This is a genomic window from Fundidesulfovibrio magnetotacticus (assembly GCF_013019105.1).
GTDB classification, from domain to species: domain Bacteria; phylum Desulfobacterota; class Desulfovibrionia; order Desulfovibrionales; family Desulfovibrionaceae; genus Fundidesulfovibrio; species Fundidesulfovibrio magnetotacticus.
Window position 1 is genome coordinate 118,323 of sequence record NZ_BLTE01000007.1, and the last position, 22,957, is coordinate 141,279.

Below are 22,957 nucleotides of genomic sequence, written 5' to 3' on the forward strand. Positions count from 1 at the left end.
CCATGCCCCTCCAGATCCGCCATCTCTCCCCGCAGGACGTGCTCGGCCACGAGACCACCCTGTGGAAGTATCTCTCCTTCGAGAAGTTTCTCGACTTTCTGCTGCTCAAGCGCCTCTACTTCCGGCGCTCCGACAAGCTCTCGGACCCCTTCGAGTGCCTTGTGCCGCCCGAGATGCGCTCCCCCTGCACGGCCATCGCCCTGCCCCCCGAGGAGTTGGACCTCCTGGCCGCCCACGAGCGCTACATCAACTCCGCCCGGCCCAAGGTGTTCCTCAACTCCTGGCACATCAACGAGTACGAGTCCGAGGCCATGTGGAAGCTCTTCGGCGGCCAGGGCCACTCCATCGCCATCCGCACCACCTTCGGGCGCATGCTCGCCCAGCTGGCCGCCCATGACCTCACCGCCGGCAAGGTCCTCTACAAGGACATGATCAAGGACGACTGCCGCATCGCCGACCTCTTCGACTTCGCCCTGCTCAAGCGCAAACCCTTCGAGCACGAACGCGAATTCCGGCTGATCTACATCAACGAACAAGGCGACGAGAACCCGAGGCTCCTGGACGGCCTGGGCCTGCACATCCCCGTGGAGCCCGCCGCACTGATGGACGCCGTCTACGTCTCGCCCCTCTCCGAACCCTGGCAGTTCGAGCTGACACAGACCATCGTGACCGGCCAAGGCCTCTCCGACCGCCTGATCCGCTCGACGCTCTTCAACCTTCCGGGAACCCGGCGCTGACGCCGCACGCCCCGCCAACAAGGAGCCCATCCATGGAAGTTCTCGAACACCTGGCCCTCGGCAAGAACCTCACAGAAGAAGAGGCCCTCAAGTCCTTCCGCGCCATGTACTCGGGCGAGATGCCCGCCTCCTGCGTGGGCGCGTTCCTCATGGGCCTCAAGACCAAGGGCGAGACCGGCCTGGAGATCGCCTGCGGCGTCAAGGCCGCCCTCGAAGAGGCGCGCCTCGTGCCCGGCCTCGCCGGGCCGCGCATCGACACCTGCGGCACCGGCGGCGACAACACCTGCTCCTTCAACTGCTCCACCGCCACCGCCCTTTACCTGGCCGCCCTGGGCCACAAGGTGGTCAAACACGGCAACCGCAGCGTCTCCTCCACCTGCGGCTCGGCCGACGTGGTGGAATCGCTCGGGCTCACCCTCACCGTGGAGCCCGAGGCCGTGCCCGCGCAGCTCGACGCCCAGAACTTCGCCTTCCTCTTCGCCCCCAGCTACCACCCGGCCTTCAAGCGCATCATGCCCATCCGCAAGGAACTGGGTGCGCGCACGCTCTTCAACCTCATGGGGCCGCTTCTGAACCCCGCGCGCCCCACCCACCAGCTCCTGGGCGTGCCCACCGCCTCCTTCGTGCCCCTCATCGCCGAGGCCCTGGCCCTCTCGGGCATCCAGCGCGCCGCCGTGGTGCACGGCGCGGGCGGCTTCGACGAAATCTCGCCCTTCGGACCCGCCGAAGTGGTCTGGATCCGCGACGGCTGGACGCGCCGCGAAACCCTCGACCCCGAAACCCTCGGCATCCCCCGCCACAAGCTCTCCGAGGTGGCCGTGGCCAACAAGGACGAAGCCGTGGCCGTGCTCCTCGAACTGCTCCAGGGCCACGGCCCCGAAGCCATGAAGGACATGCTCGCCCTCAACCTGGGCTGCTGCCTGCACCTGCTCGAAGACGGCCTCACCCTCAAGGACGCCGTGGCCAAGGCCCGCGCCGCCATCGACCAGGGCAAGGCCGCCGCCTTCTGGGAAGGAAAGATCAATGCTTGAACGCTTCCGCCAGGCCAAGGCCGCCGAGATCGAACGTCTCCTCGCCCTGGAGGACGAAGGCAGCATGCCCCCCCCCTTCGAGGGCGAACGCCCGGACTTCCTGCGCGCCCTCTGGGACGTGGGACCCGGCGCGGTGATCGCCGAATACAAGCGCGCCTCGCCCTCCAAAGGCGACATCAACCTGGCCCTCGGCCCCGAACAGGCCGCCCAGGCCTACCGCGTCGCCGGGGCCGCCGCGCTCTCCGTGCTCACCGAGGAGGACCACTTCAAGGGCAGCCTGGACTTCCTCGCGCGCATGGCCCCCGCCGGGCTGCCCATGCTGCGCAAGGACTTCATCCTGCACCCCGTCCAGGTGATCCAGACCGCCGCCACCCCGGCCTCGGCCTTCCTGCTCATCGCGCGCATGTGCGAACAGGAAGAGCTGCGCGAAATGCTCGCCCTGGGCATGGCCTTCGACCTGCCCGCCGTGGTGGAAGTGTTCGACGAGGCCGACCTGGAAAAAGCACAGGCCCTGGACCCCGACATCGTACAGGTGAACAGCCGCGACCTGGACACCCTGACCACCGACCTCGCACGCGCCGAACGCCTGGGAAAACTCAAGCCCGAAGGACAGCTCTGGATCGCCGCCAGCGGCATCGCCACCCCCGAAGACCTGGACCGCATGGTACAGGCCGGGTTCGACGCCGTGCTCGTGGGCACTTCGTTGATGTGCGGGGCCGACCCGGGCGCGGCGCTCAAGGCGCTGACGCGGAGGACGGGATGACGGGGAAGAAGCCTCCGGCGGCCAAAGGGCTACGCCCTCTGGACTCCCGCTCCGCTTCGCGGGCTTCACCGGGTACGGCGTCGTCGGACGGGCGGCTGCGCCGCTCTTCGCCCGGGGGGGGCCGTGGCGCTTCGCGCCAGGTGATTGTGAGCAAGAATCCTCTTGGGATTTCTGAAGACAAATTCCTTGTTCATCGCCGCTTGCGGCGATGGCAGTCCGCCGGGATAAGCGCCTGCTTTGAGGCGCGTTCCCGGCGGGTGTACGCTGCAGGCGCCCGTCCGACGACACCCTACCCGGTGAAGCCCGCGAAGCAATTGCGGGTCCAGGGGGGTCACCCCCCTGGCGGGTCCAGGGCAGCGCCCTGGCGGGTGCGGGGCAGCGCCCTGCCGGGGCCTGGGGCGGAGCCCCGTCCAGGAGCCTCGCCGTGCTGGTGAAGGTCTGCGGCATGACGCTGTCTGCCCAGGTGGCGGCGCTCGACTCTTTGGGCGTGGACTTCCTGGGCTTCATCTTCGCGGCCAAGAGTCCCCGCCGCGTCACGCCGGAGCATGTGGCGTCGATTCCCCGTGGCCGGGCGAAGCGCGTTGGGGTGTTCGTGGAGCAGGACGCGGCGGAGGTGCGCCGGATCATGGACGCGGCGGGGCTGGACCTGGCGCAACTGCACGGCGGCCAGGACGAGCGGTTCTGCGAGGCCGTGGGACCGGACCGAGTGGTCCGGGTGTTCTGGCCCGAGCGTCACGCCCGGGCGCTGGCCGAGGCGGGTCTGGATGCCGACGCGGCGCGTGTGCGGGCGAGCCTGGAGGCCGAGATGGCGCGTTTCGCCGGGGCGTGCGCGCTGATGCTCCTGGACGCGGGCACGTCGGGCGGCGGGCACGGGACATCGCTTGATTTCGCGGGGTTGGCGGGGCTTCACGCCCCGCGTCCCTGGCTCCTGGCCGGGGGGCTTTCCCCAGCCAACGCGGCCCGGGCCGTGCGGGAGGCTTCTCCCGCCGGGCTGGACCTCAACTCCGGCGTGGAGGACGCGCCGGGGGTGAAGAACCTGGACATGACGAAGAAAACGCTCAATATAATTAAAAGTTTTTGAAGGAGAGTCCAGAGAGGAAACTTTTTTCAAAAAGTTTCCTCTCTGGCCGCCGGAGGCATCCATCATGCAGAAAGGCTATTTCGGACAATTCGGGGGCATGTTCGTGCCCGAACTTCTCATGCCGCCGCTTCTGGAAATCGAAGAGGCCATGAACACCATCGTGCCCAGCGAGGCTTTCCAGGCGGAGTTCAAGGCCCTGCTGGAGGACTACGTGGGCAGGCCTTCGGCCCTGTACCGCTGTCCCAACCTCTCGAAGCGGCTGGGCTTCAACCTCTGGCTCAAGCGCGAGGATCTGAACCACACCGGCGCGCACAAGATCAACAACGCGCTGGGCCAGGGTCTGTTGTGCCGCCACATGGGCAAACAGGTGCTGCTGGCCGAGACGGGCGCGGGCATGCACGGCGTGGCAACGGCCACGGCGGCGGCCATGCTGGGCCTGGAATGCGTGGTGTACATGGGAGCGGAGGACGTTTCGCGCCAGTCGCACAACGTCAAGCGCATGGGGCTTCTAGGCGCGCGCATCGTGCCCATCGAGTCGGGCACGCGCACGTTGAAGGACGCCATCAACGCGGCGCTGCGCATGTGGATCGCGGAGCAGCGCACCACGCACTACTGCTTCGGCACGGCAGCGGGTCCGCACCCGTTCCCCACGCTGGTGCGCGAGTTCCAGTCGGTGATCGGGCGCGAGGCCAAGGAGCAGATGCTGCGCAAGGCCGGGAAGCTGCCAGACTACGTGGTGGCCTGCGTGGGCGGCGGCTCCAACGCCATCGGGGCCTTCCACGAGTTCGTGCCGCACGGCGAGGTGCAGCTCATCGGCGTGGAGGCGGCGGGCACGGGCGAGCCGGGCTGCCACCACTCCGCGCCGCTGAACCTGGGCACGCCGGGCGTGCTGCACGGGGCCATGAGCATGTTGCTGCAGACGAAGGACGGCCAGATCGAGCCCTCGCACTCCATCGCGCCGGGGCTGGACTATCCGGGCGTTGGGCCGGAGCACGCGGGCCTCCAGGCCTCGGGCCGGGCGCGCTACGCCACGGTGAACGACTCCCAGGCCTACAACGCCTTCCGGACGCTCTGCCGCGAGGAGGGAATCATCCCGGCCCTGGAGAGCTCCCACGCCGTGGCCTGGGCGCTGGAGAACGTGCGGAGCATCCCCAAGAAGAGCGACGTGCTGGTCTGCCTGTCGGGCCGGGGCGACAAGGACATGGGGATCATCGAGGAGTTCGAGAAGAATCTCAAGGGATAGCCCGGTGGCGGGTTCCGCGCCTGTCCTCCCGCAACTCGCGTCCGCCGACCGATCAGAAGACGATCGTCGGCCGCGAGCTACGGGAGGACAGGCACGGAACCGGATTCGCCTCAGATTGTGACTTCCCTCCTCAACGCGAACAGGTAGCGCGGCGATTCCCGGTGAATCCCGCGAAGCTCGTTGAAAGTTTTTGAAAGAGAGTCCAGAGAGAAAACTTTTTTCAAAAAGTTTCCTCTCTGGCCGCCGGAGGCATCTTCATCATGTCCATACTCACCGAACGCATCCGTTCCGCCAACGCGTCGGGCCGCAAGGCCGTGATTCCCTATCTTCCCGCCGGTTTCCCGGACCGTGAGCGGTTCTGGGCCGAAGTGTCGGCCCTGGACGCGGGCGGGGCCGACGTCATCGAGATCGGCGTGCCCTTCTCCGACCCCGTGGCCGACGGCCCGGTGGTGGAGGCGGCCAGCCTGGAGTGCCTGGAGCACGGCGTCACCCTGGAGTGGATCCTCGCGGAGCTGGGGCGTCGCAAGGGCGCGTTCCGGGCCGGGATCGTGCTCATGGGTTACTACAACCCCTTCCTGCAGTACGGCCTGGAACGCCTGGGACGCGACTGCGCGGCCGCCGGGGTGGGCGGGCTCATCGTGCCGGACCTGCCGCTGGAGGAATCCGGTCCCCTGCGCGCGGCCCTGGCGGGCACGGGCACGGAGTGCATCTGCCTGGTGGGGCTGAACACCCCGCCGGAGCGCCTGGCGGAGTACGCCAGGGTGGCGCGGGGCTTCGTGTATTTCGTCTCGGTTCTGGGCACCACGGGCGTGCGCGAGAGCCTGCCCGAGGAGGTGCTGGCCAAGCTGGCCCAGGTTCGCCCCGCCTTCAGCGTGCCCGTCGCGCTGGGCTTCGGCATCTCGCGGCCCGCGCAGGTGGCCCCGTTCGGGGACCTGATCGACGCGGCGGTGGTGGGCTCGGCGCTCATCAAGCGCCTGCGCGAGGGCGGCGACGGCGCAGGCTTCATGAAGGACTGGCGGGAGGGGGCCTCTCTGGGATAAAGGCCCATCCCCATGTGGATCGTGCTCATGCTCGTGGCGGCGCTGTGCCAGGCGTTGAAGGATCTCTACCTCAAGCGCAGCGTGAAGGGCGTGGAGCCGGTGGCGGTCACGTGGGCCTACTGCCTGGGCACCACGCTCTTTCTGACCGTGCCCGTGCTGGCCGAACCGATGCCCACGCTGCGGCCCGGATTCTGGACTGCCATCGGGGTGATGGGGCCGCTGGCGGCGCTGACGCTCTATCTCTACGTGAAGGCGCTGGAGTCCTCGGACCTGTCGCTGGCCGCGCCCATGCTCACGGCCACGCCGCTCTTTCTGCTGATCACCTCGCCGCTGATCCTGGGCGAGTTTCCGGACCCGGCGGGAATCGTGGGCATCGCGTGCATCGTGGGGGGCTCCTACGTGCTGAACCTGGCCAAGGCCCGGCGGGGCAGCCCCCTGGAGCCCTTCCGGGCGCTGATGCGCGACAAGGGCGCGCGGCTGATGCTCCTGGTGGCGTTCTTGTGGTCGGTGTCGGCCAACATCGACAAGGTGGGGCTGCGCAACGCCTCGCCCATGTTCTGGATCCTGTGCGCGTTCGGGGTCACCACGGCGTGGCTGACGCCCATGGTCTGGCGCCTGAGCAGCCGGGGCTTCGGCCAGGTGCGCGCCCGTCCCGCGGAGCTGGCGGCAGCGGGATTCCTTGAAGCCGTGACCTGCTGGTGCCAGATGCAGGCCCTGACCATGGCCATCGTGCCCTACGTGATCTCGGTGAAGCGCATGAGCGCGGTGTTCGCGGTGCTCCTGGGCTGGCTGGTGCTGCGCGAGGGCAACGTGCGCGAGCGGCTGGCTGGGGCGGCGCTCATGGTGGTGGGGGTTTTTCTCATCGCGTTTTTGGGGTAGGTATCGCCATGTCGCAAGAGCACCGTTTCCTTCCCTCCCTCTCCGAGGACGAACTGGCCTCCGTCCAGGCGGCCGGGCTCAACTGGACCGTCGAGCACGCCTACCGGGGCTCTCCCGCCTACCGCGAGAAGCTCGCGGGCGCGGGCTGGGCGCCGGGCCAGAAGCTCTCCCTGGAGGACCTGGCCCGCCTGCCCCTGACCTCCGTGGAAGACCTGCGCCAGGGCTACCCCCTGCCCCTGCTCTCCGTGCCCGAGGAGCGCGTGGCGCGCATCCACGCCTCGTCCGGCACCACGGGCAAGCGCAAGGTGCTGGCCTACACCCAGGCCGACATCGACACCTGGAAGCTCATGTTCGCCCGCTGCTACGAACTGGCCGGGCTCACCACCCTGGACCGCGTGCAGATCGCCGTGGGCTACGGCCTGTGGACCGCCGGGGCCGGCTTCCAACTGGGCTGCGAGCACTTCGGGGCCATGGCCGTGCCCGTCGGGCCGGGCAACATGGAAATCCACCTCCAGCTCCTGGAGGACATGGGCTCCACGGTGCTCTGCTCCACGGCCTCCATGGCCCTGCTCATGGCCGAGGAGGTCACGAAGCGCCGACTCAAGGACAAGATCCGGCTGAAGAAGGCCGTGTTCGGAGCCGAGACCCACAGCCCCAAGATGCGCGAGCGCTTCCAGGACATGCTGGGCCTGGAAGACTCCTTCGACATCGTGGGCATGACCGAACTCTACGGCCCGGGCACGGGCCTGGAGTGCGCCGCCCACCAGGGCGTGCACTACTGGGCGGACCTCTACATCCTGGAAATCCTCGATCCCGAGACGCTCGCGCCCGTGGCCCCGGGCGAGGTGGGCGAGATGGTGGTGACCACGCTGCGCAAGGAGGCCGCGCCGCTCATCCGCTACCGCACGCGCGACCTCACGCGGCTCATCCCCGGCGAGTGCCCCTGCGGCGTGAAAACCCCCCGGCACGACAAGATCCTCGGCCGCTCCGACGACATGATCATCTTCCGGGGCGTGAACATCTACCCCGGCCAGATCGCCTCGGTGCTGGAGCACTTCCCCGAGGTGGGCAGCGAGTTCCGCATCCATCTCTTCCGCAAGGCCGGAAAGGACCAGATGGTGCTCCAGGTGGAGCGCCGCCCCGGCGCGGACCCCGCCATGGACCAGAACCTCTCCGAGGCCGTGAGCGAGGAGTTGCGCAAGCAGGTGCTCGTGCGCGCCTGGGTGGAGGTGATGGGCCAGGGCGAGCTGCCGCGCAGCTTCGCCAAGACCAGACGCGTGGTGGACGACCGCGAGGTCTCCGAACAGGGCTAGACGCGCACGCGCGCACGCATCTTTGAGGGATGTCGTCAAGTCAAGGCCGCCTCCGGGCGGCCTTCGGCGTTCCGGTCGATCGGCCTGGGCCGTCTCAGGGCAGCGAAAGCACGCGCCGGTAGACCCGGGCTGCTCGCACCGTGTCGGACCAGACCCGGCCCTGGGGATCGGGCTCCTCGGCCACGGAGACCGCGCCCACGCGGGCGAACGTGTTGGCGGCCACGTACACCGAGGCCTTGCGGCTGGCGTAAACCCAGCCGTCGGCCGTGCGCGAGGCCAGGAGCAGCGCCCCGTATTCCTTCATCACGGCGGGGGGGTTCTCGAAGCGCACGAAGGCGTAGGAGGAAGGCCGGGCCAGGGAGAAGTTGTGGTGGTGGCCCGTGGCGGGGTCGAAGACGTGGGTGACGGCCACGTCGGGGACCTCCTCCACCACGGCGAAGACGAGCGCCGTCGCCAGGGCCAGGGCCTGGAGCGCCGCCCCGGCGCGCGGCGCGCGACGCCCCGCCAGGAGCATCTGCCCGGCCGCGAAGCAGCAGACCACAGCGAACACCGGCACGGCAAAGGCCATGGGGGCGTTGTCCAGGGTGTCGGAGAGGTCGCGGAAGTCCCAGGGCAGGAAGTAGGCCAGGTTGAGCCAGGGCACGTCCCGGAACAGGGCGTCCAGGGCCGTGGAGTGCATGCGCCCGTCCAGGAACAGGCTGGGGGTGCGCAGCCCCAGGCAGAAGAGGGCCATGGAGAGCGCGAGTAGCGGCAAAGCCCAGAGGCGGTTGGCCTCCCCCGCCCACTGGGCCCAGTAGGCGAAGCCGAAGGCCAGGAAGGGACAGGCCGCCACCCACGGGCGGCAGGCATAGGCCTCCGCGCCGTTGGCCCAGAGAATGGTGAAGAAGTAGGCCCCGAAGAACGCGCCAAGAAGCCCGAAGGGCCGCTCGCCGCGCGCGAGCGCCAGGGCGAAGCCCGCCAGGGCCAGGAGCATGTGGGGCGCGTTGGGCAGCAGGCCGTGGTGGTGGTCCAGGAGGTTCACCAGGATGCGGTTGGGCACGATCCAGAGGCTCGTGGCGAAGGCCGGGCTGGCCCCGCCCACGGCGCGCCCGAAGAGCATCTGGTTGTAGACGAAATAGAGCGCGCACATCCCGGCCGCCGTCAGGACCAGCAGGGCCAGGAGCCGCGAGCCCCACCCCCGCCGAAGGCACTGGAAGAACACCGTCAGGCACCCGGCGACGGCCACCAGGGCCAGCTTCAGGTGCACGAAGGGCAGCAGGCAGCAGAACACCACCAGGGGCAGGGCGTTGCGCCGCTCGCGGTGCGCCCCGGTTGTCAGGGCCCACACCAGCAACGCGTTCAGCGTGAAGAGCAGGATCTCCGAGAAGAACAGGCGCATGTAGAAGGCCAGAGGGGCCGAAAAGGCCACGGCCGCCAGGCCCGCCAGGCTCGGTCCGGGTCCGAAGCGCGCGCGCAGGGCCGCATGGAGGACGAAGAGCCCCGCCGCGCCCACCAGGAAGGAGAACCAGCGCGCGCCGTCCAGCCCCCCCAGCCACAAGGGCACGGCCCCCAGCAGCGGATAGACCACCGAATGGATCAGCGCCAGGCCGGGCCGGGCCGGGCTCCGCGCGCCCGGGTCGTCGCCCATGTCCGCGCGGCGCAGCATCTCCTGCCAGGAGGCGTCCGAGGCGTGGAACCCTTCGCCCTTGATCAGGCCCAGCCCATAGGCCGCGTAGCGCACCTCGTCGCCGGTGAGGTTGAACTGCCGGTAGAAGAAGACGTGCAGGCAGGCCAGGGCGAGCACCACGCAGAGCACTGGGAAGAGCCCGCCCTTTCCCCCGGGGGCCGGAGGCGCGCAGGCACGGGCCCCCGTCACGCCGGAAGCGCCGCCGGGACGGGACAGGCCGGACGTGGCGGGCGCATCCGCGACGCCGGGCGCGCCCTCCCGCATGGGCGCCCGCGCGGCCCCCTCGGGACCCGTGGGGCCGTTACCGGTCGCCATGCCCCTCCTGGACCGCCTTGAGCTTTGCCGCCAGCATCTCGCCCACCTCGCGGTGCAGGGCGAGGCTCGGGTGGGCGTCCAGGGCGTTGACCACCAGCCCCGGGACGGGCCTTCCGCGCAGCACGGGGGCCAGGTCCACGGTCTCGAAGCCAAGGGCCGTGAGTTGCTCGGCCACCTTGGCCGTGAGGGGCGCGCTCGCGTCCACGGCCTGGAGCATGGGGAAGACCACGGCCAGGGGTTTTGCCCCGCGCTCGCGCACGGCCTGGGCCAGGTCGGCCAGTTCGGCGGCGTGCGCTCCCCAGACCTTGGGATCGGCATAGGCCCCCTTGAGGGAATCCCAGAAGGTGCTGGCCCCGCCCGCGAGGTTGCCGCCGCGCGCGAAGCGCCAGTAGACGAAATCGAAGAGCGCGGAGTTCTCGGTGAGGGTCTTGGTGAAGCCGCGCGGAAGGTTCACGGAGAAGGTGAGGGGATAGTCCGCCTTGGCGGCGGCGTTGAAGATGTCGTTGAGGTAGTAGACCAGCACCACGGCTTCGGGGGCCACGGGGAAGGCGCGCAGGCCCTTGGCCTCGTCCACGGAGTCCCAGCCGTTTCTGGCCAGGTTGTAGACCTTCCAGCCAGGCCCCAGGGCGCGCGCGGCCACGTCGGTGAAGCGGTCCTCTGGGCGCTCCACGCCGTGTCCGGCCACGAAGGAGTCGCCCAGGAAGGCCACGGATCGCTGCCCGGGCGCGGGGGGCGTTACTTCGGCGTCGCGGTATCCCAGGGAGTTGACGGGCTTCCAGTGCCTGGCCATCCAGGCCTTGCCCGCCCAGGTGAGGGCGAAGCCGTCGGACTGGTCGTGCACGGCGCGGAAATAGACCTCCATGGCCAGCACGCCCGCCAGGAGCGAGTCGGCCACCAGGAGCACGGAGAGGATGGCCCCGCGCAGCCGGGGCATGCGCCGCTTCAGGGGGCCTGCCAGCACGGCGGCGTGCAGGCAAAGGAATGCGAGGGCGCAGACGATGGTCAGGGCCATGGTTCGGTCGGTCCGGGTTCGGGTTCAGGCTTTTCGGGCGGACGGCGGGTCGTGCCGGATGTCTCGAACCAGGTCGCCCGCGAAGCGCAGGGCGTCGGCGTGCAGGGCCGAGGCGGTGGGTCCGGGCATGTGCAGCCCGTCCAGTACCTGGCGGGCCGCCTGCCAGTCGGCGGATTCCAGGTCCTTGGCCAGGGTGAGCAGTTCCCGGGCCTGGTTGTCGCCGCCGCGCAGGGCGTCGGCCAGGGCGGGGGGCAGGGGCAGGTCCTTGAGCAGTTCATCCATGGGTTGCCCCAGCAGGGCGTCCAGCAGGGAGAACAGACCCAGGACGAAGAGGGCGTCGGGCCGAGCGGGCGGATCGGCGAGCATGCGCCCCACCAGCTCCAGGAACTTGGCGCGGCGCACGGAGAGGAACACCAGCTCCTTGCCCTTGGCCGTGGGGTTGAGGTCGGACATGAGCACGGCCTGGAGCCACTTGGCCAGGTTGCGCTGCCCGAGGATCATGATGGCCTGGCGGATGGACTCGATGCTCTCGCGCCGCCCGAAGGCCGCCGAGTTGATGTAGCGCAGCAGGCGGTAGGAGAGGGAGATGTCGCCCTCGATGATCTTGCTGACCACGCCGGGGTCGAAGTCTTCGTCGGCCAGCTCCTTGAGGAGCTTCACCTTGCTCATCTCCGAGCTGGAGAGCTTTCGCCCCCTCACGATCTCGGGTTTCCGGAAGAAATAGCCCTGGAAGAAGGAGAAGCCCAACTCCAGGGTTTTCTGATGGGTGCGCGCGTCCTCCACCTTTTCGGCCAGGAGCATCCGCCTGCCCCCGCCCAGGCGCGCGGCCAGGCCGGGCAGTTGGGCCTCGGGCAGGGCCAGCACGTCCACCTTGATGATGTCGGCCAGTTCCAGGAACGGGGCGTGCTGCGGCTGGCCCACGAAGTCGTCCAGGGCCAGGGTGTAGCCCGCGCGCTTGAGCCTTCGCAGGGCCTCCAGCACCTCTGGCGTGGGCTCCACGGTCTCCAGGATCTCGATCACGCAGCTTTCCGGGGGCAGCGCGAAGCCGAAACCATCCAGGATGAGGTTCATGGGGAAGTTGACCAGCGTCTTTTCGTGGGGTTCGAGCCCGGTGCGCCCCAGCGTCACCCCGTCGGCGATGACCTTGGAGGTCGCGTGGTCGCCGTCCACGAACATGGCCTGCCCCGCCTCCGCGCCGTGGCGGTAGAGCAGTTCGTAGCCCCAGACCTTCATGTTCCGGTCGAAAATGGGCTGTCTGGCGACGAAGACGTTTTCCAGAAGGTCTTCGTCGCCGCCGCTCGTGCGCGAAGTGTCGTGGCGCTGGCCTGTCATGTTCGCTTTTTGAGCCTGATTCCGTCGTGAAGTCAACAACTCCGTCAGGGCATGAGGGGGGCCAGCCGCAGGCCCTCGTCCACGTCCAGGCCGAGCATGAGGTTGGCGCAGGCCAGGGCCTGGCCAGACGCGCCCCGGCAGAGGTTGTCGATCACCGAGCAGACGATGAGCCGCCCGGTGCGCGGGTCCACCACCACGCCGATGTCGCAGTACATCGTGCCGCGCACATGGCGCGTCTCGGGGAGTTTGCCCGGGGGCAGCACGCGCACCCAGGGATGCCCGGCGTAGTGTTCGGCGTAGAGCTTCGCGGCGCCCTCCTGGGTGATGGCGCCCTTGAGCCGCGTGTAGATGGTGGAGTGAATGCCCCGGTCGATGGGCAGGATGTGCGGGTTGAAGGAGACGGTCATGTCCTGCCCGGCCAGGAAGCCCAGCTCCTGTTCGATCTCGGGGGTGTGGCGGTGCGTGCCCAGGCCATAGGCCCGGAAGGTGTCGTGGATTTCGCAGAAGAGCGTGGCCACGCCCGCCTTGCGACCGGCCCCGGACGTGCCGGACTTGGAGTCGCAGACGATGCCCGCGGGCTCCACGATGCCCGCCTCCAGGGCGGGCCACAGGCCCAGGATCACCGAGGTGGGGTAGCATCCGGGGTTGGCGATGAGCCGGGCCTTGGCGATGTCCGGGGCGTAGCGCTCGGGCAGGCCGTAGACCGCGTCACCGATGAGCCCGGGATGGCGGTGCTCCAGGCCGTACCACTGGGCGTAGACGCCGGGGTCGCGCAGGCGGAAGTCGGCAGAGAGGTCCACAACCTTGAGGCCCTGGGCCAGGAGCTCCGCCGCCGTGTCCATGGCCGCGCCGTGGGGCACGGCCAGGAAAACCAGCTCGCAGGCCCGCGCCAGGTCCTGGGGGTCGGGCTCGGTGAGGACGAGCCCGTCGAGCTTCGTACTGCGCACGAAGGGGTAGATTTCCTGGAGGGGCTTGCCCTTGTCGGTGCGCGAGGTGGCGCGCACGAGATCGAGGCGCGGGTGGAAGGCCAGAAGCCGCGCCAGTTCCATGCCGGTGTAGCCGGTGACGCCAACGAGCCCCACGGGTATCCGAGACATCGCATTCTCCTCGCTGCGGGCGCGCGCCGAAGCGCCACGCCCTGTTGACCGTTCAGTGCGGCGCGACGACCCGCCGGGCGGGCCGTTTCAAAGACCGTAGCCGGTGCGGATCAGGCGTTGCGTCGCACGTAGAGCATGCGCAGGTGGCCCAGCACGTCGGCCAGTTGCCGTGCCTCGGCGTCGCTTAAGTTGCCGCGCGTCTTTTCCTCGAGCATGGCCAGCGTGTCGATGGAGTGCTTGGCCAGGGGCAGGCTCGCGGCCATGCGCCCGGACTCGGGCTCGGGCATTTCGCCCAGGTGCACCATGGCCGCCGAGGCCAGGGAGATCATGAAGGTGGTGAAGTCCACCTGGGGCAGGCACATGCCCGCGTAGTCGGCATGCCCCTCGGGGCAGGAATCGCACGTCTTGTCCTGGTTCATGATGGTCGGTCCTCGTTTCAGTTGGCGGGGGGGCCCTGGCGAAGGGCCTCGCCGTAGGCGTCCATGGCCTGTTCCAGGGCGTCGGGGCAGCCGATGTAGCCGCCCGCTCCGGTGAAGGCCTGGCGCAGGGCGGCCAGTCCGGCCAGCACGTCGCCGAAGTCCACGTGGCCCATGTGGCCCAGGCGCACCACCCGGTCCTTCATGTGGCCCTGGCCCGTGGCCAGCACCACGCCGTGGTCGGCCGAGGCGCGTTTGGCCACCTCGGAGGCGCTCACGCCCAGGGGCATGCGGATGGACGTGAGCCCCCAGGTGAAGTTCTCGGGGGCCAGCAGCTCCAGGCCCATGGCGCTTGCTCCGGCGCGGGCCATCATGGTCAAGGCCCACTGCTTGGCGTGGAGGCGTTCCAGGCCGAACTCCCGGAAGAGGCGCAGCGACTCGCGCAGCCCGATCAGCAGCCCCACCGGGGAGGTGAACATGGTCTGGTTGGCCTTGATCTTGGCGTGTTCGCCCTGGAGCTGGAAATAGAAGTTGGAGGGCCGCACCTGGGCGCACTTGGCCCAGCCCTTCTCCGAGCAGGCGATGAAGGCCAGGCCCGGCGGGAGCATGAGCCCCTTCTGGGAGCCCGTGAGCAGGCAGTCCACGCCCCAGGCGTCCATGGGGCAGGGCGAGATGCCCACGGCCGAGATGCCGTCGGCCACCAGCAGGGCCTCGCGCCCGGCCGTGACGCGGCCCAGTTCCCCGATGGGGTGCAACACGCCCGTGGAGGTCTCCGAGGCCTGCACCAGCACGCCTCGGATGGACGGGTCGGCGTCCAGGGCGCGGGCCACGTCGGCGGGGTCCACGGCCCGTCCCCATTCCACGGGCAGGCGCACGGGGATCTGCCCGTGCATCTCGCAGATTTCGCCCCAGCGCTCGCCGAACTTGCCGCCTTCCACGCACAGAAGCTTTTCGCCCGGCGTGAAGAGGTTGGTGACGGCCGCGGCCATGGCCCCGGTGCCGGAGCACGCCAGGGGGATGACCTCCTGGCTGGTCTGGAAAAGGTATTTGAGGCCCGCGCGCACGTCTTCCATCACGGGGAGGAAGGCGGGCTTGCGGTGGTGGAGCATGTCCCGGGCCATGGCCAGGCGCACTTCCTCGGGAAGCGGCGTGGGGCCGGGGGTGAGCAGGCGGGTCTTGTTGAGCATGGAATCCTCGCTGCGGGTCCTTTACACCAAACCGGCGCGGCCCGCATCCCCCCCCGCCCCGGGTTTCAGGGATGGGCGGCCCCTCGCGCGCCGTAGGCCCGGGTGAGGGCGCGGCCCATGGCCTGCTCCACGTTGGCGCGTCCGTGGCGGATGTTGCGCTCCAGCTGGGCGCGGATGGCGGCCGCGTCCCCCGAGAGGATGGCCCGCACCAGGTCGCGGTGGATGGCGTAGCTGGCGTCCAGGGTGTCCTGCTCCATGGCCCGCTCGAAACCCATGACCCGGAACACGAAGAGCCGCTCGTCCACGCGGCGCAGGGCCTCCAGGAGCTTCTCGTTGCCCGCCAGCGCCGCCAGCGACTCGTGGAAGGCCTCGTCGCGCCGGGCGATTGCCTGGGCGTCCCCGTCCTTAGGGGGCGGACCGTCCCAAACCCGCCCCAGGCGCTCCACCTCGGCGTGAAGCGCGGGCATGCGGGCCAGCTTCTCCAGGGCGAAAATCTCCAGGGCCAGGCGCACCTCGTAGAGGTCGGCCACCTCGGAGGGGCGCACCTGGCGCACGAAGTAGCCACGGTTGGGCACGCGACGCACGTAGCCGTCGGCCTCCAGCATGCGCAGGGCCTCGCGCACGGGGCTTCGGCTCACGCCGAATCCGGCGGCGAGGGCCTCCTCGCCCAGGGGGTGTTCGGGCGGGTAGTCCCATTGGAGTATGCGCCGCCTGATCTCGGCGGCCACGCCTTCGCTGGTCTGTCCCGGGCGTTTCATGGGCTCTTCCTCCTAGGTTCGAGCCGGGAGCATACACCGGACGCTGGCCCGTGTCCAGATTGTATACACATAAGAATGCAACTTTGCATTGACAAGCGCCCTACCGAGGCGCACCTTCTCCACGTGGCCGGCCGCACCGGACCCGACGCCCCCGGAGACGCTCATGGACCCTTCCCTCTACCTCTGCCTGATCCTCGGCTTCTTCATGCTCTCGCTCTCGGCCCGCCAGTCGCTGGCCACCGACGCCCACTGCCTGCGCCTGAGCGACGTGCCCGTCCGGGTGCGCCTGGCCATGCGCCGGGCCTTGCCGGGCTTTTGCGTGCGCAAGGTCCGCGTGACCCTGCGCGAGGGCGCTCCAGCCTACTGGTTCACCGGCAGCACCCCGCGCGAGGCCGACCTGGCGCTGCTGGTGCTCGATTCCGGCGAGGCGAGCCTTCTGCCCGGGGGCTGGTCGAGGCTCATCGAGGACGAAGGGACCGCTCCGCCCGAGGCCCCCTGGCTGCGCCCCGGCGCGGCGCGCCAGCCCTCCCCCGGCCTGGCCGGACCGGCCTGCGCCTGGAGCGTGGCCCCTCCGGGCGCCGCCGGGCGCGGGGCCGGGCGTCACTCCGTGCTGCGCTGAGGCGAAACCGTCTGGGGCGGCGCGCGCTCTTTTCGGTACACAAGCGCCAGGGCTTCCGGTATAGCCACCCTTGAACCCTTACCGGAGCACAGCCATGACCACCAAGATCATCGCCACCCTGGGACCGGCCTCCCTCTCCCGCGAGCGCATCAAGGCCCTGGCCCTGGCCGGGGCGCGCATCTTCCGGCTCAACTTCTCCCACTCCGTGGCCGCGGACTTCGAGCCCGTCGTGCGCATCATCCGCGACGTGGAGTCCGAGCTGGGCAAGCCCCTCACCGCGCTGGGCGACCTCTGCGGCCCCAAGACCCGCATCGGCGAGATCAAGAACGCCCCGCGCCAGGTGGGCAAGGGCGAGACGCTGCTCCTGGGCCTGCCCGAGGAGGACCCCGGCGAAGACGAACGCGCCTTCGTGCCCCTGGACGTGCCCGGGCTCCTGGCCGGGCTCCAGCCCGGCATGCCCGTGAACCTCTCCGACGGCATGCTCCAGTTCGACGTGACCCGCACCCTCAAGCAGGACCGGCTCTACGAGATGGTCGCCCACAACGCCGGGGTGCTCTCCTCGCGCAAGGGCATCGCCTTCCCCGGCAAGCACCACGCCCTGCCCGCCCTCACCGCGAAGGACATCAAGGACCTCCACGAGGGCCTGGACATCGGCCTGGACGCCGTGGCCATCTCCTTCGTGCAGAACGCGGGCGACATCCGCCACATCAAGGACGAGATCAAGCGCCACGACACCTGGGTTCCCGTGGTGGCCAAGCTAGAGCGCCAGAACGCCGTGGACAACCTGGAGGAGATCCTGGCCGTCACCGACGTGGTGATGGTGGCCCGGGGCGACCTGGGCACCGAGTGCCCCATCTCCGAGCTGCCCATCATCCAGAAGCGCATCATCCGCGCCTGCCGCCACGCCCAGAAGCCCGCCATCGTGGCCACGCAGATGCTGCTCTCCATGGTGAAGAACCCCATCCCCACCCGGGCCGAGTCCACCGACGTGGCCAACGCCATCCTGGACGGGGCCGACTGCGTGATGCTCTCCGAGGAGACCGCCGTGGGCGACTTCCCCGTTGAAGCCGTGGCCTACATGCGCGAAATCTCCGACAACGCGGTGAAGTACTACCTGGAGCGCATCCAGGGGCCCTACGCCCCCAAGAAGGAGAAGAACCCGGCCAAGTACCTAGCCTACTCCGCCTGCATCCTGGCCGACAACGCCGAGTCCAAGGCCCTGGTGAGCCACTCCCTGGCGGGAACCACCGCCCGGCTGATCTCCTCGCGCCGCCCCGAGCTGCCCATCTACGCCCTCACCCTGGACCCGCGCGTGATCCACCACATGAACTTCGTCTGGGGCGTGCAGCCGCGCCTGGTGGACAAGACCGACGAGACCCACATGAAACGCGCCGAGCGCTTCGTGGCCGAATCGCCCGACTTCGCCCCCGGCGACTCCGTGGTGATCACCGCCGGTCAGCCCACCCCGGGCCAGACCACGCGTTTCACCAACCAGATCAAGCTCTACCACAAATAGAGAGGACCCATGCCCCGCGCCGTGCTCTTCGACCTGGACGGGACCCTCCTGGACACCCTGGAGGATCTGGCCGACGCAGGCAACGCCACCCTGGCCGCACTGGGCCACCCCACGCACCCCGTGGAGCGCTACAAGCAGTTCGTGGGCGACGGCGTGGCCATGCTCGTGCGCCGCGCCCTGCCCCCGGGCGCGGGCGACGAGGAGTTCGGCCGCGCCCTGTCCGTCATGCGCGGGGAGTACGAAGCGCGTCTGGCGGGCAAGACCCGGCCCTACCCAGGCATCCCGGAGCTCCTGGACGCGCTGACGGCCCGGGGCGTGCCCATGGCCGTGGTCTCCAACAAGCCCGACCCCTTCTGCCAGACCACCGTGTGCGACTACTTCGGGGCCTGGACCTGGGGCGCGGTGCTGGGCGAGACGGAGCGCTTCCCGCGCAAGCCCGACCCGGCCGGGGCGCTCCACGTGGCCTCGGCGCTGGGGGTGGCCCCGGCGGACTGCCTCTTCCTGGGCGACTCGCCCATGGACGTGCGCTGCGCCCTGAACGCGGGCATGACCCCCGTGGGGGCCACCTGGGGGTTCCGCGAGCGGCACACCCTGGAGGCCGAGGGCGGCAGGCTCTTCATCGACAGGCCGGAGGAGTTACTGCGTTTCTTTTGACGCCTACTCTTCGCGCAGCTGCTCCCACTCCACGCCCAGCGCCTTGGCAATCTTCCAGAGAGTGGCCACTCGGGGCCGCACGCCGGGAGCTTCCATCTGGGCATAGGCAGGGCGGGAGACATCCATGCGCCGGGCCACTTCCTCCTGGGTCAGGCCCAGGTGTTCGCGCCAGGCGCGGACCAGACTCAGACCCTGCACAGCGTGCAGCCCAACCACCTCGTGAAGGATCAGGACTGCCTCGTCGGGCCTGACGGTTGAGGGGGCGTCCAAAGCGTTCACTGGTGCACTCCCCGCATTCAATCCCTCCAGCCGATGCCGCGCAGCAGGGCCCAGGCGGCGGCCAGCGCGCCCAGGGCCAAGACCGGCCAGACCATCTCCGCCAGGGAGAAGCCCAGCCAGCCCAGGGCCACGGCCAGGGCCACGGCCCAGGCCTCGCGCAGGCGGGCGGCGCGGCGCGCGTCCAGGGGGTCTCGTCCGGTGAGCAGGGGAAGCGGCTCCAGGCCACGCGCGCCCGGCCCGCCGGGGGCGCGGCCGGACTGGAGCTTGTGCCCGCACGCCTGGCAGGCGAGGGCCTCGTCGGGGTTTTCCCGGCCGCATTTGTTGCAGATCATGGATGGCCGCGCGTTGACAGGGGTTGCGACGGGTCTTACTCCTCGCCGGTCAGCCCGTCATAGCCCCCGCCCGATGGGCGGGCAACCGCAAAGCGAGCCCCCATGAGCGACAAGCCCCTGATCCCAGTCTACCTGGACCTCGTGCCCTGCCACGGCTGCGGGGCCTGCGCCGAGGTCGCGCCGGACCTCTTCGGCATGGACCAGAGCGTGGAGCGCCCCTTCCTCAAGGCCGACGAAGGCCCGGAGAACGAAGTCCGCCAGGCCATCGCCTACTGCCCCAACGACTGCATCACCACCGACGAGGAGTGACCCCGCGCGGCCGAAGGGCCGCCCTCCCCGCCCCACCCTCGCCCTGGCGGAAGGCCGTCACTCCTGGACCTGCCCGCCTACGGCCGCCAACGGCCGCTCGGACGGCACGCAACGGCCGGACCGGGGGCGAGGCGTCGGACCCTGCCCGTCCACGGCCGCAACGGCCGGACCGGGCGCGAGGCGTCGTCCCGGCCGCCTTGCCGTGCCCGTCTACCCCTTGGGCCATCCCACGCTCTGGGCCATGATCACCCGCTGGGTCGCGCCCAGGCCCATGGCCTTGGCCAGCGCCTCGCGGTCCACACTGGCGCGCACCACCGTGCCCAGGCCCATGGCCGCGCAGTAGAGGTAGACGTTCTGGCTCACGAAGCCGGTGTCGGCCCAGGCGTAGTTCAGCTTCTCCTCGTCCGTTTTGCCCGCCGCCTTCTCCACGTCGGCCACGTAGACAAGGTTCAGCGGCGCCTTGGCCGCGAAGGACTGCGTGCCCGTGAGAGCGCGCAGGTCCCCGCCGGCCTTGCGGACCAGGGCGTTGGCCTTGGGGTCGTACAGGAAGAGGCCGTCGGCCTTGGCCGCCCACACCGAGACCTCCTGGCGGTTGTGGGCGCTTGGCGCGGTGCGCCTGCCCGAGTCCGGGCGGTTCACGCCGCAGGCGGCCCAGAGAATCCCGGCCAGGATGTCCGGGGCGATGTCCTTGTCCGCGTATTCGCGCACGCTCTGGCGGGCGCGCAGGGCCGCCTCCAGAGTCTTGCCGCCGGGAAGGGCCGGGGCGGGCAGGGCCGCGCCCCCCTGCTGGGCCAGGGCCGGGGCGGGCAGGGCCGCGCCCCCCTGCTGGGCCAGGGCCGGAGCCGCCCCCAGGCCCAGGGCCAGGGTTCCCGCCGCCGCGATGAAGCCGCGTCTTTTCATGCCGTACTCCTCAAGGGGCCGCCCGGCCCCGCGTTGACGTTGCGCACGCCCGGCGCGCCGCCTTTCCGGCAGGAGCGGACCGGGCCGATCGATCCTCCCTGCGTCAACGCGTGGTGGATGGCAAGGGGCAATCGCATCGCGTCTCGAAGGGTTTTCGGACTTTCCGCGCCTGGGCGCGCTCGGGACCAGGCCGCCTTTCCCGTCCTCGAACGCCCCGGCAAGCGGGACCAGAGACTTGACGCGCGCCCGGTCGGACCTACCTCATGAGAACAATCAAGACCTTTTCAGTCTACATTATAAGGAAGCCGCAATGTTCACCAACCATACATTCAACGCCCTGACGGTGCTGAGAGCCATGCTCAAGGGCTACGCCGTAGAGATCCTCGGCGACCGCTACGCCTATGACGAGGAGACGCGCCGCGTGGGCGTGCTGCGCAAGGAGGGCGCGGACGAGTTCCTCGTCTACGCCGACATCGACCTCAACCGGTTCCTCTCCATGTGCGAGCAGGTGGACGAGGACAAGATCCATGAGATGCTCGCCGTGCTCAACCATGACCCGGAAGAGTTGCGCCCCGCACCCGATGTCGTGCGGGGCGAGCGTTTCCATTAGCCCGCCCCGAATCCCGGGCAGGTGACGACGCCTGCCTGTTGCTTTTCGCGCCCGCCGCCGGTCCCCATCAAGGACGGTCGGCGGGCGTTTCATCTGTTGGACCCGGCGGGTGCTTCACGATTGAGGGAGGTGGGGCGGTCGGGGAATATGCCTCCGCCGGGCAATGGGCTATCGCCCTCCGCACTCCCTTCACCGTTTCGCGGGCTTCACCGGACACAGCGCAGTAGGGCGCGGCTGCCCGCATCCGTCACTGCCCGCAAGGCGGGCCGGGGGCGGCCAGCGTGGCCTGGTAGCACGACCAGGACTTGTCTGCCAGCCAGGAAGACCTCATCCTGACGAGCACCGCATGCCAGGAGTCCAGCAACTCCTTGTCGCAGGACACGTTCACCCCTCCGGACTTATGAATGTCCCAGAGGACGCGGGAAACGATTAGGATTTCCTTGTCGTCGCGCACCTGAGGAATCTTCCACTTGAGAACCTCAACGGTTTCCTGCGGCTTCGAGAGAAAGTATTCCAAGGAAGGTGGCGCGTGATGATCATACAACGTACCACACATATACGCCTCGTAATAGATGGCTATCGGTGCCTTTTCACCTCTAAGCTGAGATTTTGCCGTAGCAAAATTTAAATACGATTGAAATTCTTTGCATCTCTTATCCATGCTTGGATTGGGATAAAAAATACACGACGACAAACCGATACATACAACAGCTGAAACCGCCATAAGTTGCGACCAATTGTTTGCCACTTCGCACTTCCTCATGCAGAGGGTGAACGTCTTCGCCAGTAAAGACCCGTCCTCGCATCATTTCCCGGAAACGCCCGAAGGCGGCGTGATCCACCGCCATCGGGCTTCCTATCGACCAAACTACCTGTTGTAACCCTCGTCCGACGACGGCCGCAGGCCGCTCGCCTCGCCGGAGGACTTTTCCGGTTCTTTGTATCCAATCCGCTCCGGCCAACCAGGATAGGCAATGTCCCAGGCTTCATGCTCATACGTGCTGTGCTTGTATCCGCCCCGGCGGGCGATGTCCCAGAGGTACCCGGCGCGGGTCATGCCGGACTGGTACTGGCCCGAATGGATGACCTCCTCAAGCAGGACGTCGAAGTCCTCCTGCCTTCTAAGAGGATCGAACTTATTCCCCTCGAACCCGCTCGGATCGATGTAGATGTGGTTCTCTAGGGCCATCCCCCGTGCAGACCCCGGCATGTACCAGGGCTTTTCCGAGTCGTGGATTTTCTGCCTGTCCAGGGGCATCCCCTCGAAGCGCGTGCCCTGGATGCGCTCCCGGATCCGTCCGGCCAGGTCCGGGTCCAGGCGTTTCCACTTGCCGCCGCGAACGGCGTCGGAGTTCGGGTCGTAGGGCTCGTTGAAGGGGCCGGGCTCGGCGTCGCCTCCGTACATCCCGCGCTCGCGGCGCTGGACGGGCTCGAAGCGGATGTCGTGCTTGAGTTGCATCTTCTCGGGATCGACCTCCGAGGGATGCACGCCCATCATGCGGGCGTAGGCCCGCACCGTCTGATCCTGCGTGAGCGGCGGCCTGCCGTGGGGGAACTCTTCCAGGGGCCGGGCGATGTCGTCCTCCTGGTCAGGAGCCTCCGCTCGCCCGTCGGACCAGGCAGGCTGCGGCGTTGCCGCCCGCGTCACTGGAGCGGCCAGCCTCGCCCCGCCGCCAAGGGCCGTGAAATCCGTTCCGCCCAACAACGATCTACCCGGCGACAGGAGCCCGCCGGGCTCATTCCAGCCCTCCGGCTGGGTCGAACCCAGAAGACTACTCCCAAAAGGTTTGAACAATGACATAGACACCTCCTATTTGTTTTGGGGTATTCTATGCAAGCAAAAACAAATTTCATCACGCATTGCGCTA

The 22,957-nt window shown here is 69.0% G+C and carries 25 protein-coding genes; 13 read left to right on the forward strand and 12 right to left on the reverse strand.

Going from position 1 to position 22,957, the window contains the following annotated elements; translation table 11 throughout:
• Positions 1-2 precede the first annotated feature (2 nt).
• The 8 genes from NNJEOMEG_RS09075 (at position 3) to NNJEOMEG_RS09110 (ending at position 8,087) form a co-directional block, all read left to right on the forward strand.
• Entirely contained in the window at positions 3-737 is a 735-nt protein-coding gene (locus NNJEOMEG_RS09075; protein WP_173083581.1) for a hypothetical protein, read from the forward strand.
• Positions 738-769: 32 nt separating this feature from the next.
• Positions 770-1,768, forward strand: coding sequence for an anthranilate phosphoribosyltransferase (gene trpD, locus NNJEOMEG_RS09080; protein ID WP_173083583.1), 999 nt, complete (start codon positions 770-772; stop codon positions 1,766-1,768).
• Positions 1,761-2,531 carry an indole-3-glycerol-phosphate synthase gene (locus NNJEOMEG_RS09085; protein WP_173083585.1) on the forward strand — a complete coding sequence of 257 codons (771 nt, stop codon included), beginning with the start codon at positions 1,761-1,763 and terminating at the stop codon, positions 2,529-2,531. The genes trpD and NNJEOMEG_RS09085 overlap by 8 nt, the downstream gene beginning before the upstream one ends.
• Positions 2,532-2,958: 427 nt before the next feature.
• Complete coding sequence (locus NNJEOMEG_RS09090) at positions 2,959-3,612, forward strand: phosphoribosylanthranilate isomerase (protein WP_371865488.1); 654 nt, start codon at positions 2,959-2,961, stop codon at positions 3,610-3,612.
• 64 nt (positions 3,613-3,676) lie between these two features.
• Entirely contained in the window at positions 3,677-4,855 is a 1,179-nt protein-coding gene (trpB, locus tag NNJEOMEG_RS09095) for a tryptophan synthase subunit beta (protein ID WP_173083587.1), read from the forward strand.
• 260 nt (positions 4,856-5,115) lie between these two features.
• Entirely contained in the window at positions 5,116-5,895 is a 780-nt protein-coding gene (gene trpA, locus NNJEOMEG_RS09100; protein ID WP_173083589.1) for a tryptophan synthase subunit alpha, read from the forward strand.
• A 12-nt stretch (positions 5,896-5,907) separates the two neighbouring features.
• Entirely contained in the window at positions 5,908-6,774 is an 867-nt protein-coding gene (locus NNJEOMEG_RS09105; protein WP_173083591.1) for an EamA family transporter, read from the forward strand.
• A gap of 8 nt (positions 6,775-6,782) precedes the next feature.
• The gene (locus NNJEOMEG_RS09110) at positions 6,783-8,087 is read left to right on the forward strand and encodes a phenylacetate--CoA ligase family protein (protein ID WP_173083593.1); all 1,305 of its coding nucleotides are present in this window, start codon (positions 6,783-6,785) and stop codon (positions 8,085-8,087) included.
• A gap of 94 nt (positions 8,088-8,181) precedes the next feature.
• Here the strand turns inward: NNJEOMEG_RS09110 and NNJEOMEG_RS09115 are convergent, their stop codons facing one another.
• The 7 genes from NNJEOMEG_RS09115 to NNJEOMEG_RS09145 form a co-directional block, all read right to left on the reverse strand.
• Positions 8,182-10,068 (reverse strand): hypothetical protein, encoded by a 1,887-nt coding sequence (locus tag NNJEOMEG_RS09115; RefSeq protein WP_173083595.1) that lies wholly within the window; start codon positions 10,066-10,068, stop codon positions 8,182-8,184.
• Complete coding sequence (locus NNJEOMEG_RS09120) at positions 10,055-11,080, reverse strand: SGNH/GDSL hydrolase family protein (RefSeq protein ID WP_173083597.1); 1,026 nt, start codon at positions 11,078-11,080, stop codon at positions 10,055-10,057. Before NNJEOMEG_RS09120 ends, NNJEOMEG_RS09115 begins: the two co-directional genes overlap by 14 nt.
• 24 nt (positions 11,081-11,104) lie before the next feature.
• The gene (locus NNJEOMEG_RS09125) at positions 11,105-12,412 is read right to left on the reverse strand and encodes an EAL and HDOD domain-containing protein (protein ID WP_173083599.1); all 1,308 of its coding nucleotides are present in this window, start codon (positions 12,410-12,412) and stop codon (positions 11,105-11,107) included.
• Positions 12,413-12,456: 44 nt separating this feature from the next.
• Positions 12,457-13,509, reverse strand: coding sequence for an N-acetyl-gamma-glutamyl-phosphate reductase (argC, locus tag NNJEOMEG_RS09130; protein WP_173083601.1), 1,053 nt, complete (start codon positions 13,507-13,509; stop codon positions 12,457-12,459).
• Between the two features lie 110 nt (positions 13,510-13,619).
• A complete protein-coding gene (locus NNJEOMEG_RS09135) occupies positions 13,620-13,928 on the reverse strand; it encodes a DUF1844 domain-containing protein (protein WP_173083603.1) in 309 nt (102 codons plus the stop codon).
• 17 nt (positions 13,929-13,945) lie between these two features.
• Complete coding sequence (locus NNJEOMEG_RS09140) at positions 13,946-15,112, reverse strand: pyridoxal-phosphate-dependent aminotransferase family protein (RefSeq protein WP_173083605.1); 1,167 nt, start codon at positions 15,110-15,112, stop codon at positions 13,946-13,948.
• Between the two features lie 65 nt (positions 15,113-15,177).
• Positions 15,178-15,870 (reverse strand): GntR family transcriptional regulator, encoded by a 693-nt coding sequence (locus NNJEOMEG_RS09145; protein ID WP_173083607.1) that lies wholly within the window; start codon positions 15,868-15,870, stop codon positions 15,178-15,180.
• 163 nt (positions 15,871-16,033) lie between these two features.
• On the opposite strand from NNJEOMEG_RS09145, the gene NNJEOMEG_RS09150 reads away from it, so the two are divergent.
• From NNJEOMEG_RS09150 to NNJEOMEG_RS09160, 3 genes are all read left to right on the forward strand, one after another.
• Positions 16,034-16,489 carry a hypothetical protein gene (locus tag NNJEOMEG_RS09150; protein ID WP_173083609.1) on the forward strand — a complete coding sequence of 152 codons (456 nt, stop codon included), beginning with the start codon at positions 16,034-16,036 and terminating at the stop codon, positions 16,487-16,489.
• A gap of 94 nt (positions 16,490-16,583) precedes the next feature.
• The gene (gene pyk, locus NNJEOMEG_RS09155) at positions 16,584-18,005 is read left to right on the forward strand and encodes a pyruvate kinase (protein WP_173083611.1); all 1,422 of its coding nucleotides are present in this window, start codon (positions 16,584-16,586) and stop codon (positions 18,003-18,005) included.
• Positions 18,006-18,014: 9 nt separating this feature from the next.
• Complete coding sequence (locus NNJEOMEG_RS09160) at positions 18,015-18,659, forward strand: HAD family hydrolase (RefSeq protein WP_173083614.1); 645 nt, start codon at positions 18,015-18,017, stop codon at positions 18,657-18,659.
• Positions 18,660-18,662: 3 nt separating this feature from the next.
• Here the strand turns inward: NNJEOMEG_RS09160 and NNJEOMEG_RS09165 are convergent, their stop codons facing one another.
• Both NNJEOMEG_RS09165 and NNJEOMEG_RS20335 read right to left on the reverse strand, forming a co-directional pair.
• Positions 18,663-18,938, reverse strand: a complete 276-nt coding sequence (locus NNJEOMEG_RS09165; RefSeq protein WP_217270499.1) for a helix-turn-helix domain-containing protein — start codon at positions 18,936-18,938, stop codon at positions 18,663-18,665.
• Positions 18,939-18,955: 17 nt separating this feature from the next.
• Complete coding sequence (locus NNJEOMEG_RS20335) at positions 18,956-19,270, reverse strand: zinc-ribbon domain-containing protein (protein ID WP_217270497.1); 315 nt, start codon at positions 19,268-19,270, stop codon at positions 18,956-18,958.
• Between the two features lie 102 nt (positions 19,271-19,372).
• On the opposite strand from NNJEOMEG_RS20335, the gene NNJEOMEG_RS09175 reads away from it, so the two are divergent.
• On the forward strand, positions 19,373-19,579 hold the full coding sequence (locus NNJEOMEG_RS09175) for a ferredoxin (RefSeq protein WP_173083616.1): 207 nt from the start codon (positions 19,373-19,375) through the stop codon (positions 19,577-19,579).
• Positions 19,580-19,789: 210 nt separating this feature from the next.
• Here the strand turns inward: NNJEOMEG_RS09175 and NNJEOMEG_RS09180 are convergent, their stop codons facing one another.
• Positions 19,790-20,479 (reverse strand): nitroreductase family protein, encoded by a 690-nt coding sequence (locus tag NNJEOMEG_RS09180; RefSeq protein ID WP_173083618.1) that lies wholly within the window; start codon positions 20,477-20,479, stop codon positions 19,790-19,792.
• Positions 20,480-20,789: 310 nt separating this feature from the next.
• Between NNJEOMEG_RS09180 and NNJEOMEG_RS09185 the strand changes: the two genes are divergently transcribed.
• On the forward strand, positions 20,790-21,089 hold the full coding sequence (locus NNJEOMEG_RS09185) for a hypothetical protein (protein ID WP_173083620.1): 300 nt from the start codon (positions 20,790-20,792) through the stop codon (positions 21,087-21,089).
• Positions 21,090-21,336: 247 nt separating this feature from the next.
• On the opposite strand, the gene NNJEOMEG_RS09190 is transcribed toward NNJEOMEG_RS09185, so the two are convergent.
• Positions 21,337-21,837 carry a hypothetical protein gene (locus tag NNJEOMEG_RS09190; protein WP_173083622.1) on the reverse strand — a complete coding sequence of 167 codons (501 nt, stop codon included), beginning with the start codon at positions 21,835-21,837 and terminating at the stop codon, positions 21,337-21,339.
• Between the two features lie 120 nt (positions 21,838-21,957).
• Positions 21,958-22,737, reverse strand: coding sequence for a hypothetical protein (locus tag NNJEOMEG_RS09195; protein WP_173083624.1), 780 nt, complete (start codon positions 22,735-22,737; stop codon positions 21,958-21,960).
• Positions 22,738-22,957: the final 220 nt, after the last annotated feature.